This is a genomic window from Xanthomonas sp. NCPPB 1062 (genome assembly GCF_041481705.2).
Classification (GTDB): Bacteria; Pseudomonadota; Gammaproteobacteria; order Xanthomonadales; family Xanthomonadaceae; genus Xanthomonas; species Xanthomonas euvesicatoria.
Genome location: NZ_CM192987.1, coordinates 1264543 through 1279045, shown reverse-complemented (window position 1 = coordinate 1279045; position 14503 = coordinate 1264543). Strand labels below are relative to the sequence as shown.

Annotated in this window: 14 protein-coding genes; 2 read left to right on the top strand and 12 right to left on the bottom strand. The window is 65.0% G+C overall.

Going from position 1 to position 14503, the window contains the following annotated elements; translation table 11 throughout:
* Positions 1-87: 87 nt before the first annotated feature.
* The 5 genes from ACCQ16_RS05645 to ACCQ16_RS05625 all read right to left on the bottom strand — a co-directional run bounded on the left by ACCQ16_RS05645 (position 88) and on the right by ACCQ16_RS05625 (position 2695).
* The gene (locus tag ACCQ16_RS05645; RefSeq protein WP_277572813.1) at positions 88-396 is read right to left on the bottom strand and encodes a type II toxin-antitoxin system RelE/ParE family toxin; all 309 of its coding nucleotides are present in this window, start codon (positions 394-396) and stop codon (positions 88-90) included.
* Between the two features lie 6 nt (positions 397-402).
* Positions 403-666, bottom strand: coding sequence for a YlcI/YnfO family protein (locus ACCQ16_RS05640; protein WP_057681002.1), 264 nt, complete (start codon positions 664-666; stop codon positions 403-405).
* Positions 667-761: 95 nt separating this feature from the next.
* Positions 762-1448: a hypothetical protein gene (locus ACCQ16_RS05635; RefSeq protein ID WP_277572812.1), complete on the bottom strand. Its 687-nt coding sequence runs from the start codon at positions 1446-1448 to the stop codon at positions 762-764.
* Positions 1438-1968, bottom strand: coding sequence for a hypothetical protein (locus ACCQ16_RS05630; RefSeq protein WP_011346667.1), 531 nt, complete (start codon positions 1966-1968; stop codon positions 1438-1440). Before ACCQ16_RS05630 ends, ACCQ16_RS05635 begins: the two co-directional genes overlap by 11 nt.
* A gap of 130 nt (positions 1969-2098) precedes the next feature.
* Positions 2099-2695, bottom strand: a complete 597-nt coding sequence (locus ACCQ16_RS05625; protein WP_277572811.1) for a TetR/AcrR family transcriptional regulator — start codon at positions 2693-2695, stop codon at positions 2099-2101.
* 71 nt (positions 2696-2766) lie between these two features.
* Between ACCQ16_RS05625 and bdcA the strand changes: the two genes are divergently transcribed.
* Positions 2767-3480, top strand: coding sequence for an SDR family oxidoreductase (gene bdcA, locus ACCQ16_RS05620; protein ID WP_277572810.1), 714 nt, complete (start codon positions 2767-2769; stop codon positions 3478-3480).
* Positions 3481-3793: 313 nt separating this feature from the next.
* Positions 3794-3946 carry a hypothetical protein gene (locus tag ACCQ16_RS05615; protein ID WP_218499379.1) on the top strand — a complete coding sequence of 51 codons (153 nt, stop codon included), beginning with the start codon at positions 3794-3796 and terminating at the stop codon, positions 3944-3946.
* Between the two features lie 245 nt (positions 3947-4191).
* Here ACCQ16_RS05615 and ACCQ16_RS05610 read toward each other — a convergent pair whose 3' ends face one another.
* From ACCQ16_RS05610 to ACCQ16_RS05580, 7 genes are all read right to left on the bottom strand, one after another.
* Positions 4192-6864 carry a M1 family metallopeptidase gene (locus ACCQ16_RS05610; protein WP_277572809.1) on the bottom strand — a complete coding sequence of 891 codons (2673 nt, stop codon included), beginning with the start codon at positions 6862-6864 and terminating at the stop codon, positions 4192-4194.
* 374 nt (positions 6865-7238) lie between these two features.
* A complete protein-coding gene (locus ACCQ16_RS05605) occupies positions 7239-8531 on the bottom strand; it encodes an adenylosuccinate synthase (protein WP_005913957.1) in 1293 nt (430 codons plus the stop codon).
* Positions 8532-9066: 535 nt separating this feature from the next.
* Positions 9067-9531 (bottom strand): REP-associated tyrosine transposase, encoded by a 465-nt coding sequence (locus ACCQ16_RS05600; protein ID WP_011346659.1) that lies wholly within the window; start codon positions 9529-9531, stop codon positions 9067-9069.
* A gap of 250 nt (positions 9532-9781) precedes the next feature.
* Positions 9782-10645 (bottom strand): protease modulator HflC, encoded by an 864-nt coding sequence (hflC, locus tag ACCQ16_RS05595; RefSeq protein WP_008578171.1) that lies wholly within the window; start codon positions 10643-10645, stop codon positions 9782-9784.
* Positions 10645-11772 (bottom strand): FtsH protease activity modulator HflK, encoded by a 1128-nt coding sequence (hflK, locus tag ACCQ16_RS05590; protein WP_011346658.1) that lies wholly within the window; start codon positions 11770-11772, stop codon positions 10645-10647. The genes hflC and hflK overlap by 1 nt, the downstream gene beginning before the upstream one ends.
* Positions 11773-12458: 686 nt before the next feature.
* Entirely contained in the window at positions 12459-12845 is a 387-nt protein-coding gene (gene pilH / locus ACCQ16_RS05585) for a twitching motility response regulator PilH (protein ID WP_008578169.1), read from the bottom strand.
* 494 nt (positions 12846-13339) lie between these two features.
* Entirely contained in the window at positions 13340-14245 is a 906-nt protein-coding gene (locus tag ACCQ16_RS05580; RefSeq protein ID WP_014089562.1) for a DnaJ C-terminal domain-containing protein, read from the bottom strand.
* Positions 14246-14503: the final 258 nt, after the last annotated feature.

Sequence of the window (14503 nt, the reverse complement as noted above, 5' to 3'; positions counted from 1 at the left end):
GATCAGGCTCATTGATGGCGATAAATCAGCGGTGCGGCAGTTTTCTCTCGCTCTTTCGCGCGGCGCAATGCAAGCACTAGGGCCGCGCTATTGATAGTCGTCTTCACGCTGATGCCTGACTGCCAAAACGGTGACGACCTGATCGCTTTCCACCTCAAACAGCAGTCCATAACCGCTGGCACCGAAGCCGATCACCAGCTCGCGCAAGAACGGGTCCGCCACCCCCGCCTTGCGGCAGCTCAACGGGGCCAGCTCAAGCACGGTGACGCCGTCGCGGATGGCCTGCAGCGCGCGCTCGGCCACGGTGAAGTCGCCTTCGGCACGCTGTAGCAGCCAGTCGTAAAGACTCGCGAGATCGTCGCGCGCTTGCTGAGTGAAGCGGACGGAAAATCCCACCTTGGTTTAGCCCTTGCGCGCCTTGTCAAGTTGGGACTGCAGCCCGGCAAGCACATCCTTCGCGTCGGTGTACCGGTTGGACGCCTTGGCGCTGTCACGCGAGGCCAGCCCGCGCGCAATGAAGGCTTCCTGCTGCTGACGCTGCTGCACCTGGGCGCGCACGGAGTGCTCGACAAAGCTGGAAAGCGTCTCTCCCTCCTGCAGCACGGCTTCGGCCGCTTCGCGCAGCGCGGGATCTACCCGGAGCGATGGAAGAGATGCGGATTTCATGGCAGGCCCAGTGCGTTGCAATTGCGATGCATCATCGCAAGCGAGCGCCGGTGCTTCAAGGTTCTCTTTGCAGACCTAAGCCGACGATGTCGCAGCTACGCTGATGCAATGGTACGTAGGCGCTGAAGCACGACGCCTGCGCGCTCCGGTTCGGCGACCAATCCCGGCAACGCGTTCACAAACGCCGGGTTATCCACTAGCCCCACAAACACGTCGGCAACCCACTGTCGAAGGTCTGCATGCTCCACTGCAAGCTCTTCCACCAGCTCGGCCCGGCCATCGACGACATTGAGGACGTCCTCCAGGTCGTGACTGGAAAGAAAGTCGCTGTTGCCTCGGGTAGCGAAGGCTTCGAGCTTGGTCGCCACGAATGCTGTCGCTGTCACCAAACGGATGGACAGGCGATCGCTCAAGGCCACCACTTGGGCCGTCTCTACAGCATGGGCGTACCAGCGGTTGGAGAAGCCAAGCACGCCGGCATCCACTGGCATCAGGTCGAAGATGACGCCCGACGCTTGGTGTACCCAGCGGCAGACGACACCGCTGCGCATCTCGCGCGCAAATCCCTGAGATTCCACGCGCGCCTCGATACCGCGGAATCGGGCCCAATCAAGATTGACCACCGCATCGACGTCATAGGTGGCGCGGACGTTTTCCGCCAATGGATCGGATACCAGCAGGCCAACAACTGCTCCGCCGAGGAAGACTACGTGTTCGCAAAGCTCGCCCAATGCATTCGCAATCACAAGCAGGTGCGGCAAATTAGGATCGTCAGAGCGCATCGCCAAGCCTCAGCAATTGTTTGAGATAGCTCCCTGCCAGCGTGCGCTCGCGGGCACGCCCGCTGCGTAGGGCGTCCTGCAGCGCCAGCAGTTGGTGCAAGGCAGGGTCGGCCAGCGCAGCGTTGGGCGCACCTGCCGACAACGGCGACAAGCTCGGGCCTTTGGCCGTGCCCTGCGCGCTTGGCCATACCGGTGCATCCCCTGGGGAGCTGGAAATGGCAATGGAAAGTGGGGGCACGCCGAAGGCCGTAGGAATGCCACGCCTTAGCGGCCCGATGACGGCAGGAAAGGCGTAACGCACGCCGTGGACAGCAAACTCGTGCAGCGCCGTGCGCACCGTCTCCCACTCGCCGCGACTTTTTTCCAGCGCCAAGCCGGATGCCACCGCGCGCTTGACGCTGCGATGCACCTGGGAGGCGCTCATGCCCAGCGCTTCTCCAAGCGATGCATACGTCCAGACCTGGCCCGCTTGCGCGACCTGCTTGTACAGCACCACCAGATCCTGGGGCTTCAGTTCCACAGCCAAGCCCACCTTATTCCATATTCCGAAATATGGAATATCCGGCGGACCAGCTGTTTTTGCAAGCGATCTTCGCTAAGCGCTCTGACCAAACGAGGGCCTACCGCTCAACGGCGAAAGCCAGACATGCTCACCCAATTCCCCGCAGCGCCACCCGAATCCCCTCCCCCGCCAACCGCGCACTCGCCAGCAGACGCTCCAGGCTCTGCCCATGCCGGGCGCTGGCCGACAACCCGGCCATGGTGGTGCTGACGAAATCCGCCAGCCGGTCTGCCTCGTGCGGGCACTGCTTGGCGATGTGGGAGCGGATCAACTCCTGGGCTGCGACATGAAAGGTGCAGGCCGCCTCGCGCGCCTGCGCGTCGTTGCTGCGCGTGCCTTCCAGCACCAGGCAGCCGGTGGCGGCGGGGTCTGCGGCGTAGCAGCGGGCGGCCTGCTCCAGTAGGTCGGCCAGGGCGTCGGCCAGCGGACGGTTGGCGTCCAGAATCTGCGGCAGCGGAATAGCGCCGGTCTGCGCGTAGCGGTCGAGGATGCGCGCATACAGGCCGGCCTTGCTGCCGAAGGCGGCGTAGAAACTGGGCGGGTTGATGCCCAGCGCCGCGGTGAGGTCGGCCACGCTCAGTGCGTCGTAGCCACGCGCATGGAACAGCTGCTGCGCGGTGGCGATCGCTTGATCCGGGTCGAACGCCCGCGGCCGGCCGCGCGACCGGGAGATTTCTGTAGTCATTGTTACAAAACTCTTGACGGCAGACGAGATCTATTATGTATTACCCGCTACATTAATAGCGAGGTGGGTGCATGTCAGCGTTCAAGAACAAGTCGGTGTTGGTGCTCGGCGGCAGCCGGGGAATTGGGGCCGCCATCGTGCGGCGCTTCGTGGCCGACGGCGCGCGAGTGGCGTTTACCTACGCCGGCTCCGCCGAGGCGGCGCAGCGCCTGGCCGGCGAAACCGGCAGCACCGCGGTGCTGGCCGACAGCGCCGATCGCGATGCGGTCATCGACACGGTGCGCCGCGGTGGGCCGCTGGATGTGCTGGTAGTCAACTCCGGCATCGCCTTGTTCGGCGATGCGCTGGACCAGGATCCGGACGCGGTGGACCGGCTGTTCCGCATCAACGTGCACGCGCCCTACCACGCCTCCGTGGAGGCCGCTCGGCAGATGCCGCCCGGCGGGCGCATCATCGTGATCGGCTCGGTCAACGGCGACCGCATGCCGCTGCCCGGCATGGCGTCCTACGCGCTGAGCAAATCCGCGCTGCAAGGGCTGGCGCGCGGGCTGGCCCGCGACTTCGGGCCGCGTGGCATCACCATCAACGTGGTGCAACCGGGCCCGATCGATACCGATGCCAACCCGGAAAACGGGCCGATGAAAGACCTGATGCACAGCTTCATGGCGATCAAACGCCACGGCCGCGCCGACGAAGTGGCCGGCATGGTGGCCTGGCTGGCGGGCCCGGAAGCGAGCTTTGTGACCGGCGCGATGCATACCATCGATGGTGCGTTCGGGGCGTGACACGTCGTCGCTTGGATTGATGCCACTGCAGCTCGACATGTAGCGCAACGGATGGCGGCAAGCGCCCTCCGTCGACGTGCAGGGCGAGCTGCTGTTGCATCGCCAGCATCGTGATCCACACGCATGATGCTGTTGGCCGTGATGGATCGTCTTCGCATGTCTTGCGCCATATTGCACATGCAATCGCTGGCTTGAGCTTGCATACCCTGTTGACCCTGCGTTGCCTATCGTTCGCGACGAACCCAGCAATGGATTGACCAATGCGCATGATGTCATCCGGTCGGTGCTTAACCCTGCCCACTTGCGTGCTGCCATGCCCACCGATGTGGCGGTGCGCACACCGGTTGAGCAGTCGCTGCAACAACTGGAAACCGCCAGCGTGCAGCGGCAGCAGGCGCTGGCGCAGAGCCAGCAGCAAGACATGGACAATCGGGTTCGCGAGAATATGTCGATGCGCATGGCGTGATGCACGCAGCCAACCGCAGCCGGTCGGCCAGCGCGCCGGAGCCAGGCGCAGCTCACAAAGATGCAGCACGCAGCACCGCGCGGAATCGCTAGACACCGAAATCGGCAGTCACCCCGCAAGCGGTGCACACCCGCCGGATCCCTGCGCTACTGTTGCTGGCCAATCCGCTTCATCTGCACTGGTGGCCACTGCACCAAACAAAAAGCCCGGAAACTACCGGGCTTTTTGTTGCTTCACGCAACGCGTCAGACTTTGCGCTTTTTCAACCAGGCTGCAATCTGCGGCACACGCCGCTCGCGCAACGTCACGCGCGTCTGGATTGTGCTGATGGCGGTTTCGGCATCGCGGCGTGAGGTGGGGGCCAGGTAGGTGTCGGCATACGCCTTGATCTTGTCGATGGTCTCCAGCTTGTTCGAGCCTGCAGCCAGGTGCGGGTAATAGCGGGCGCGCGAGGTGGAGTCGATCAACGTGTCCACCTGGGTGCGATGCGCCAAGGCGAAGTCGAATGCCAGCTCCGGGTGCTCGCTGGCGACATCGCCGATCATGCTGGCGCCAGTGGTGGCGCCGGGCTCGGCGGTGAGCGCAAGTTCAAGGGCGCGCTGCGCCAACGCCGGGTCCTTGGCGTAGGCGAGCAACGCGTAGGACTGGTCGCGCAGCATCGAGGAGGTTTCCTTCTTCGCCATGGCATGCAATGCGTCCCAGGTGGCGGAGTCGGCGTGGCGGGCGACGATGCGCAGCACCGTGCTACGCAACTCCGGCGACAACGTGCCCGGGTCGGCCTGGAACGCAGCGAAACGACGCTGCGCTTCGGCAATCACCTGTGCATCGTCCAGCGCGCTCAGGCTGTTGAGCAGGCTGGCACGCAGCTGCTTGGTCTGTGCACTGTCGTCCTTGCGCTCGTCCCAGCCGAGCGTGGCGAACTCGGGAGCAAGCCGCGCACGCGCGAAGCGCCGCCAGCTGGCCTGCGCCTTGAGGTCGCCCGCGAACAGGCGATCGATGTTGGAATACGTTTCGGACACCACTTTCCACAGATCCGGCGAGCCACCGACCGGCACCTTGGCGGTAAGCTCAAGCAGGTCCGCTTCGGGCTGCAGCCCCACCGGTGCCAGCGCAGCGGTATCCATCAGCACACCCAACTGATCGACCACCGGCAAGGCGTCGAATCCCTTGGTGAGCGCGGTGAATTGCGCCGGTGCATACAGCGTGCGGAAGTAGCCCTTCTGCCCGGCATTGACCACGACAGGCGTATCGCAGCCGGGTAACTGCACCTGCGCGCTGCCATCCACCAATACGCGCACCGGCGTGCCTCTGGCGCCGCGCACCGTGACGGGCACATGCCAGCGCAATGGCTGTTTGTCGGGGCGGTCGACAGTGTATTCGCCTTGTTTCAGCTGCACGGTCGAGGTGCCGGCCGTGCAGCTGGCGCTGACCTGAATCAACGGCACGCCCGGCTGCAGCGTGAAGTCGTGCGCCACCTGGGTGAACTGCTTGCCCGGTGCCACTGCATCGATCTGCTGCCACAGCGCATCGGTGACGGCGTTGCCGTACTGGTGCTGCTTGAGATAGCTGCGCACGCCGCTGCGCCAGTTGTCCGCGCCCACATAGTCTTCGAGCATGGCGATCACCGCTTCGCCCTTGTCGTAGGTGATCTGGTCGAATGCCTGGCTGGCCTGCTCCACCGTGGCGACGTGCTGCACCACCGGATGGGTGGTGACATACGCATCGCGCTGCATCGCCGCGCGGCTTTTGAAGGCTGCGCCGGTGTTGTCGATATCCCACTCCGGGTGCAGCTTGTGCGTGGTGCGCGCCTCCATCCAGTTGGCGAACCCTTCGTTGAGCCACAGGTCGTCCCACCACGCCATGGTCACCAGGTTGCCGAACCACTGGTGCGCAATCTCGTGCGCGGCAACGGTGAAAACGTCCTGCTTGTCGTTGATGTTGGACGTGGCCGGGTCGAGCAGCAGCGAGTACTCGAAGGTGAAGATCGCCCCCCAGTTTTCCATCGCGCTGAAGAACTGGCTTTGCCCGGGTGCGGCGATGTTGTCCAGCTTCGGCAACGGATATGGAATGCCGAAATAGGCGTTGTATTCATGCAGCACGTCGCGCCCGGAATCCAGTGCGAACTGCGCCTGGCCCACCTTGCCCTTCTGCGCGATCACGCCGATCTCGGTGCCGTTGTCGGCCTTGCGCGTCGCCCGCTCGAAGTCGCCGACGCTCAGGAACAACAGGTACGTGGACATCTTGGGCGTGGTCTGGAACGCCACGCGCTTCATGCCGCCAGCAGCATTGCTGGACGAGGCAACCGGCATGTTGCTCACCGCCATCTGCGCGGCCGGCGCATTGACTGCCAGGTCGAAGGTGGCCTTGAAATCAGGCTCGTCCCACGAGGGGATGAAGCGGCGCGCATCGGAGTTTTCGAACTGGGTGAACAACGCGCGGCGCTGGCCTTGCGGGGTGGCGTAATCCAGTGCGAACAGGCCGTTGGCCTGGGTATTGATCACACCGCTGTAGTCGATGGACAACACGTAGTTGCCCGGTGCCAGCGGTTTGTCGAAGGCGAAGGTGGCGGTCTGCGCCTGCTCATCGGTGCTGACCTTGGCCATCTGCGGCTTGCCCCCCTTGCGCTGCGCCAACGTACTGCGCGCGAAGCTGAGGTTGGCCGCCTGCAACACGATGCGGTCGGTGGCTTGTAGCACCACGATGTCGATGGCCACCTTGCCGTCGAAGGTCATCTTGTCGGCATGCGGGGTGATCTCCACCGCGTAGTGGGTGGGCTTGGCCGTGCGCGGCAACTGGCTGGTGACCTGCGCGGCCGATGCGCTGACCACCTCCGGTGCAGCCACAGCAGCGTGAGCCGGCGCAACGGCGCAGGTGCTGGCCAGGGCCAGCGCAATAGCAGTCACCAGGATCTGGCGCATGACATTCCTAAAAGAGTAATGAAGTAAACGAAGTCGTACAGCGGCCAGCATCATGGCGCCGGCCCGCAAGACCACACACGGCCGAAAGTCATGCGCCTGCCTGACAGAGGCGAAGACACACACGTCAAAGAGAAGCCACGGCAACGACAGGGCACGCATGCATCAAACCAGGGCAAGGCAATCCCGGCTGGCGCGAGCATGCTACACGGCCATGCTGAACCCGCCCCGCATCGATCAGGCGGGGGCGGCCAGCAACACCTCATCAGCGGCCGTCAGACAGGTGCCGGGCGCGTGGCCAGGCAGCGCAATGGCATTGCGCAAACAAAAGCCCCGCTTTCGCAGGGCTTTCGTCGGTTCGATCACGCATCAGCCGATCAGGCGAACGGGTCCTGCAGCACCATGGTGTGGTCGCGGTCCGGGCCGGTGGAAACGATCGAGATGGGGCAGCCGGCCAGTTCCTCCAGCGCGCGCAGGTAGGCGCGGGCGGCCGGCGGCAGGTCATCCCACACGGTGATGCCGTGGGTGTTCTCGCTCCAGCCCGGGAACTCCAGGTACACGGGGGTGCACTCTTCCCAGCCCTGCGCGTCCAGCGGCGCGTACTCGGTGCGCTTGCCGTGATATTCGTAGGCGATGCAGATCTTCAGCTTCTCCATGCCGTCGAGCACGTCGAGCTTGGTGATGCACAGGCCGGAAATGCCGTTGATGGCCACGGCACGCTTGAGCGCCACGATATCCATCCAGCCGCAACGACGCGGGCGACCGGTGGAGGCGCCGTATTCGGCACCGCGGTCGCGGATGCCCTGGCCCACTTCATCGTCCAGTTCGGTCGGGAACGGGCCGCCGCCGACGCGCGTGGCATACGCCTTGGCAATGCCGAGTACGTAGTCGATCGCATCGGCGCCAACGCCGGTACCGGCCAGTGCGCCGCCCACGGTGGTGTTGGAGCTGGTGACGTACGGATAGGTGCCGTGGTCGATGTCCAGCAACGCACCCTGCGCGCCCTCGAACAGCACGCGCTTACCCTGCTTGCGCAGGTCGTGCAGGATGCCGGCCACGTCCGACTTCATCGGCTGCACGTACTCGCCGAAGGCCAGCGCCTCGTCGTAGGTCTTCTGGAAATCGACCGCTTCCACGCCCAAGTACTTGGTCAGCACGAAGTTGTGGTAATCCAGCGCGGTGCGCAGCAGCTCTTCCAGCTGCGGCGGGTAATGCAGGTCGGCGATGCGGATGCCGCGACGCGCCACCTTGTCTTCGTACGCCGGGCCGATGCCGCGACCGGTGGTCCCGATGGCCTTGCCGCCGGCCGCCTTCTCGCGCGCCTGATCCAGGGCGATGTGGTAGGGCATGATCAACGGCGCAGCCGGAGAGATCTTCAGGCGCGAACGCACTTCCACGCCGGCGTCTTCCAGCTCGCTGATTTCCTTGATCAAGGCAGCCGGGGAGATCACCACGCCATTGCCGATCAGGCACAGCGCGTCGTCGCGCAGGATGCCGGACGGAATCAGATGCAAGACGGTCTTCTTGCCGTTGATGACAAGCGTGTGGCCGGCGTTGTGGCCGCCCTGGAAGCGGACCACCGCACCGATTTCCTCGGTGAGCAGATCGACGATCTTGCCTTTGCCTTCATCGCCCCACTGGGCACCGAGCACGACAACTGACTGACCCATGACGGGTGAACTCCTAAGTTTTGCTGCGGCCATCGGGGCCGCGGGATGGGACCGCTGCAGGGCTGGCCGCGACACCCTGCGCGCGGCTCCATCGGGGAGCGTTGCAGCGGCGCGATAGCCCTGACACGGAAAAAGCCGAACCGAGTGCTCTGGTTGGAGCGTGCCCGGCCGGCTTTTGTGCATTATCCGGGTTTCCGCTGGCCTGCACTACCCCTGGCGGACGGCGGATCGGGGGGCGGGTCAGATTGCGGCTGGCAGTCGGTTGCGTGGTGCTCCGAGCGCTGCCGGCCACCAGGGTCCCTAAGGCCCCTAGCCTGCCGGGTCACCGTAGCGACAATCCCGATTGGGTCGTAGGGACGGCAACGTAGCGAGCCTTGGCAAACCTGCAGACCGCCCAAAGCGGCCATCGCCCGATCCACGACGGGCAGCCCTAACCACCACCCCGATAAAACCACCCCGTAGGAGCGCACCCGGGCGCGACAGGCATTACCGGTGAAGCCATCGCGCCCAGGTGCGCTCCTACGGCAGATGTGTCTCACAGCCAGACTGCGTCCCAGAACGGATAGTCCCCGGCCCGCGTCACCAGCCCGGCCCGTCGCGGATTGGCAATGATGTAGCGCGCCGCAGCGGGCAGATCATCGTCCGTGCGCAATGCATGGTCGTGATAGCTGCGGCTCCAGACCGGTGCACGAGACTGACGCTGCGCATTCACTGCGCGGGCTGAGCAAGCTTTCATGCGTGAAACCGCGTCGCTCAATGCGGTGTCGCTCCCAAGTTGCAACAACCAATGGACATGATCAGGCATCAACACCCAGGCCAGCAGCCTGGCATCGCAAGGCGTCGCTTTGGTGAATGCTCGACAGGCGGTTGCCGCAATCAGAAAATCTGCGAACACGGCGCGACGCTGCCATGTCGCGGTAGTCAGCAGGTAAGCGCTGTTGGGCGAAGACTGCCTACCGCGGCGCAGCGCGCGATGCCCGGGAGAGTCGATATTGGCCATACCGCAATGCTGATGGCCTTGGACCACGCGGGATATCGGCGGTTGCCGTGTTCTGCGCTAGGAATCCATGTGGCGACTGACTGTCAGAGGCCGTCAGCGGGGTCGACCGGTGAGGCCCGTCGCGCCCAGGTGCGCTCCTACGATGGGGCGCGCGCGTCTGTCTGCCCTGCGGTGACAGGCACATACAAGAACGCCCGCATGACGCGGGCGTTCTTGGTTCAAGGCAGAGCGATGTTTCAAGACAGAGCGATCAACGGTCGCTCTTGAGGTACTGCAGGAACGGGTCGTTCTTGTCCAGCACCACCACGCCGTTGCCGTCTGCCATGGAGCTGCGGTAAGCCTCCAGGCTGCGGTAGAACGCATAGAACGACGGGTCCTTGGAACCGGCCTGGCCGTAGATGCGGGCCGCTTCGGCATCGCCTTCACCACGCAGCTTCTGCGCGTCGCGCTCGGCGTCGGCCACGATCACGGTGGACTCGCGATCGGCTTGCGCGCGGATGGTCAGGGCCTGCTCTTCGCCTTCGGCGCGCAGCTTGCTGGCTTCCTGCTTGCGCTGGGCGCGCATGCGCTCGTAGACGTCGGTGATCACCTGGCTGTCGGTCGGCAGGTCGATCTGCTTGATGCGCAGGTCGGTGATCTGCATGCCTAAGCCCTTGATGGCGCCATTGATGCCCTTGAGCTGGTTGGCGATCAGTTCGCTGCGGTCGCCGGAAACCAGCTGTTGCAGGGTGCGCGAGTTGATCTGGTTGCGCAGCGAATCGGTGATGATCGGGGCCAGGCGCGAGTTGGCCACCGATTCCTCGCCACCGGTCGCACGATAGAACGCCCGCACATCGGAGATGTAGCCGATGGCGAAGAAGTCCACGCTCACGTCTTTCTGCTCGGCAGTGAAGTAACGCGCCGGCGCGGTGTCCAGTACCTGAAAGCGGCGGTCGAACACGCGCACCGATTCCACCACCGGAATTTTGAAGTGCAGGCCGGGCTTGAGGTCGGCACGCACGACACGGCCCAGGTTGAGCACCATGGCGGTCTGGTCTTCGCGCACAACGAATACCGAGCCCATCAGGGTCAGCAAGACGGCGATGATCAGGCCGATGACTAGCGAATTCTTCATTATTCGGTTCCCTCACGGCCGGTCGGGCGCGGGCCGCGCTCCGGGTTGCGGATGGCCTCGCTACTGGCGCTTTGCGGCGGATTCAACAGCACGTCCTGGGGCACCATCGACGGCATGCCGGCATTGCCACCGGTCGTGGCCGGCTTGCTGGCGTCGGCCGGTAGCGGCACGTAGATGACCTGGCGGCCATCGCTACCGATGACCTTGCGGTTCTCCGACAGCACCTTCTGCACGGTTTCCAGCCACAGACGCTTGCGGGTGACTTCCGGCGCGCCGGCGTACTGCGCCTGCAACAGCGTGAAGCGATCGGCGTCGCCCTCGGCCTTGGAAATGGTGGCCTGCTTGTAGCCCTCGGCGCCGGTACGGGTGCGCGCACCCTGGCCGCGCGCTTCCGGCACCACCTTGGCGGCATACGCCTGGGCTTCGTTGATCAGGCGCTCGCGCACCTGCTGGGCACCGTTGACCTCATCGAAGGCCGGCTTCACTTCTTCCGGCGGACGGGCGTCGGGCAGGGTCACGCCAGTGACGGCCAGGCCGGTGTTATAGGCATCCAGCGCCGCCTGCAGACGGTCCTTGGACGCGATCGCCAGCGGGCCGCGATTGTTGAGCACGGTATTGAGGTCCGAACGCCCCACCTGCTCGCGCACGGCACTTTGCGCGGCCTGCTCCAGCACCAGATCGGCGTTGCGCGAACCGAACAGGTATTTGCGCGGGTCGCTGATCTGGTACTGCACGTTGAGCGAGACGTTGACGATGTTCTCGTCGCGCGTCAGCACCGGCACCTGGTTGCTGAAGGTCTTGATCTCGGTGGCATTGACCTTGCGCACCGACTCGATCGGCCAGGGCAGCTTGAAGTTCGGGCCGGGCTGCAGGATGCGCGAGAACTGGCCGAAGCGCAGCACCACGCCACGCTGCTGCTCGCCGATGAGCTGGAAGCTGGAGAACAGCACCATCAGCACCACCGCGACCAGGATCCAGCGCCCCACGCCGCCATCGAACAGCTCCTTCAACGGAGCGGGCAGATTGCCCCAACCGCCACCGTTGCCACCACCGCGCGGGCCCCAGGACCTGCGACGGTTGGGATCCGGGCCGTCTCCGCCCTTGTTGCCGGGTGTGTTCCAGGCCATGCACGCTCCATGATCGAGGGGCTGTGCGGGCCAGTCCCGCAGTGCCGCCATGTTGTTTGATTCGCCGATTCTACTAGATGGGGCAGACCCACCGTTTTGAAAGGCCCGGTGCGATGCATTGTTGGTTTAGCCGGCGGGGCGGATCGGGCTGACTGGGGACACACGCAGCGGCCGACCGGCAGGGGCCTTTGCGCTGAAGACCTGGAGACAAGGTTGCACGTGGCGGCGCCGGGCACCGGGTGCGCCTGCCGAGCGCTGCGTGCGCGTCCATTGGATGCAGCCGGGTACCTGATTGGTCTTGGGCGGCTGAAGACCATTTACCGGGCGCATGCCTGCTGGCAGGGATCCGGGCACGGATGGTGATGGGAGGGACGTCGCACGCGTGCGGGCCAAGCGGCGATTGCGTCCTTGGCACCCATTCTTTCAACCACACCTTGTCCCAGGCAATGACGGCTGCACCGCCTCACCCCAACTGATCTCCCCTGGCCCGTTGGCAAAAGATGGAGCTCGGCGCAGGCTGAGGGGTCCAGTTGCCAAGCGATGGTGCACGACGAGGTCGAGTTGCGCATCGCCGGGCTGCCGACTCACACCGGCTCCCCAGTGCGCAGGAGAGGGTTGGCCCGTCTCCCGCTAATCCCACCTTTGCGTTGCCGAAATCCGACTGCGATCACGGCTGGCCGGTGCACTTACGCTTTCGGCGGCTCGTCTTTCTGGTTGAACACGCGCTCCATCACTTCCAGCAGTTCGTCTTCGGAGAACGGCTTGGTGATGTAGGCGCGGGCCCCCTGGCGCATGCCCCACATGCGGTCGGTGTCCTGATCCTTGGTGGTGACCAGGATGACCGGAATATGCTGGGTGGTGGGCTCGCGCTTGAGCGTGCGCGTGGCCTGGAACCCGTTGAGGTTGGGCATCACCACGTCCATCAGCACCAGATCCGGCAGCGATTCCTTGGCCGCTTCCACGCCGGCGGCCCCATCGGTGGCGGTGATGGTTTCGTGGCCCAGCTTCTCGACGATGCGCTGAATCCCCAGCAGCTGCGACGGCGAGTCGTCGACGATCAAAATACGTGCCATGTGTTTCCCCTAGTGTGCGCGGCGAGTGTAGTGCGCCGGCCGCGCTTTCGATAGCTGGGCCAGGTGAGTTGTGTGCTGGTTCGAGGTTTGCGAGCGAGGCCAGAGGTGATGGAGCGAGGCGCTGTTTTTGCGAGCCGCTGGAGCCATTACGTCCAGTAGCACAGGCTGGATTCAATACAGGGCTTACCGAGCCACCGCGTTGATTCGCTGCCCCGCCTACTCCCCTTTCGGGGGCAGGGAAAGGGGCGCGTGGCGCTGGATGGGGCGGGATCCCGATGCGCGGGGGCAGATCGAGTTGATGATCACGTTGCGGAGCAACCGAATCCCCGCCCCCCCTCGCCCAAGGGAGAGGGCTGGCTCCCCTCTCCGGGGCCGGCTGAGGGTGCGGCCAAGACTCGACGCTGTCGGGCGACATCAACGGCCGCATCGCTGGGCGACCCTAGCCTTCCTCATCCCTCGTGCGCGCACAGCTGATCTAGCCCGCGTCGACCGGCTCAGCCCACGGTCTCGCCGAATGCCTTGGCCAGATTGCGGTATGCCTTCTTCTGCGCGTCGTCGGTCGGGGCCGGGGCGAGGATTTCCAGTTCCACGATCTGGTCGCCCGGGGTGGTGCCCGGCAGGCCGCGGCCGCGCAGGCGCAGCTTGCGCCCGGCATCGGAGTCGGCCGGCACCTTCAATTCGACCGAGCCGCCCAAGGTGGGCACGCTGATGGTGGTGCCCAGCGCCGCCTGCCAGGGCATGACCTGCAAGGTGTACAGGATGTTGCGCCCGTCCACTTCGAAATGCGGATGCGCCGCGTATTCGATCTCCAGCAACAGGTTGCCGCCGCCGTTGCCCTGCCCGCTCAGGCGGATCACCTGGCCGGGCTGCACGCCCTTGGGCACCCGCACGTCCAGTTGCTTGCCATTGATGGTGATGCGCACGCTGTCGCCCGAATGCACCGCTTCCAGCGGCACCGCAAGCTTGGCGCGGGTGTCGCCGCGCGCCTGCGGGCCGGCACCTGCACCTGCACCGGGCCCGGCGCCCGGGCCGCGCGGACGGCCACCGCGCTGGCCGGCGAACAGGCTTTCGAAGAAATCGCTGAAGCCGCCACCGGCGCCGCCGTTGCCGAACACCTCTTCGAAATCGAAGCCCTGCCCGCCACCGTAATTGGGCGGGGCCTGGAACTCGTCGCCCGGCCGGAATCCCTGCGCCTTCAACTGGTCGTAGGCCTTGCGCTTGGCCGGGTCGCGCAGCGCTTCGTAGGCTTCGTTGATCGCCTTGAACTTGTCTTCGGCGCCGGCTTCCTTGCTGACGTCGGGGTGATATTTGCGCGCGAGCCGGCGGTAGGCGGTCTTGATTTCCGCATCGCCTGCACTGGGCTCCACGCCGAGCGTTGCGTAGTAATCCTTGAATTCCATCTAATCACCTCTGGAAAAAAAACGGCCCGCAGCCGAGGCCACGAGCCAGTCCGAACGGCCAGCGCTGCGGCGGACAGCGCGAGTGCGGCGCGGCAGGCACGCAACCCTGCACCGTACGGACGTACGTGCCGGGTTCGCATACCAGCCGCGTCCACAAGCGGTCACGCCATGGAGCTGTTGGCCAATCTATTCGCAGCCGGGCGGGCAACCGCGCCTATTCTACGGCGCGACTGTCGCCGGAGAGCGAAGCTGCGGCCT

Bases quoted from the DNA above. Each gene is read 5' to 3' on its own strand.
- ACCQ16_RS05640 (WP_057681002.1), bottom strand. From the start codon at position 666: ATGAAATCCGCATCTCTTCCATCGCTCCGGGTAGATCCCGCGCTGCGC.
- ACCQ16_RS05635 (WP_277572812.1), bottom strand. From the start codon at position 1,448: ATGCGCTCTGACGATCCTAATTTGCCGCACCTGCTTGTGATTGCGAAT.
- ACCQ16_RS05625 (WP_277572811.1), bottom strand. From the start codon at position 2,695: ATGACTACAGAAATCTCCCGGTCGCGCGGCCGGCCGCGGGCGTTCGAC.
- bdcA (WP_277572810.1), top strand. From the start codon at position 2,767: ATGTCAGCGTTCAAGAACAAGTCGGTGTTGGTGCTCGGCGGCAGCCGG.
- ACCQ16_RS05615 (WP_218499379.1), top strand. From the start codon at position 3,794: ATGCCCACCGATGTGGCGGTGCGCACACCGGTTGAGCAGTCGCTGCAA.
- ACCQ16_RS05610 (WP_277572809.1), bottom strand. From the start codon at position 6,864: ATGCGCCAGATCCTGGTGACTGCTATTGCGCTGGCCCTGGCCAGCACC.
- ACCQ16_RS05605 (WP_005913957.1), bottom strand. From the start codon at position 8,531: ATGGGTCAGTCAGTTGTCGTGCTCGGTGCCCAGTGGGGCGATGAAGGC.
- ACCQ16_RS05600 (WP_011346659.1), bottom strand. From the start codon at position 9,531: ATGGCCAATATCGACTCTCCCGGGCATCGCGCGCTGCGCCGCGGTAGG.
- hflC (WP_008578171.1), bottom strand. From the start codon at position 10,645: ATGAAGAATTCGCTAGTCATCGGCCTGATCATCGCCGTCTTGCTGACC.
- hflK (WP_011346658.1), bottom strand. From the start codon at position 11,772: ATGGCCTGGAACACACCCGGCAACAAGGGCGGAGACGGCCCGGATCCC.
- pilH (WP_008578169.1), bottom strand. From the start codon at position 12,845: ATGGCACGTATTTTGATCGTCGACGACTCGCCGTCGCAGCTGCTGGGG.
- ACCQ16_RS05580 (WP_014089562.1), bottom strand. From the start codon at position 14,245: ATGGAATTCAAGGATTACTACGCAACGCTCGGCGTGGAGCCCAGTGCA.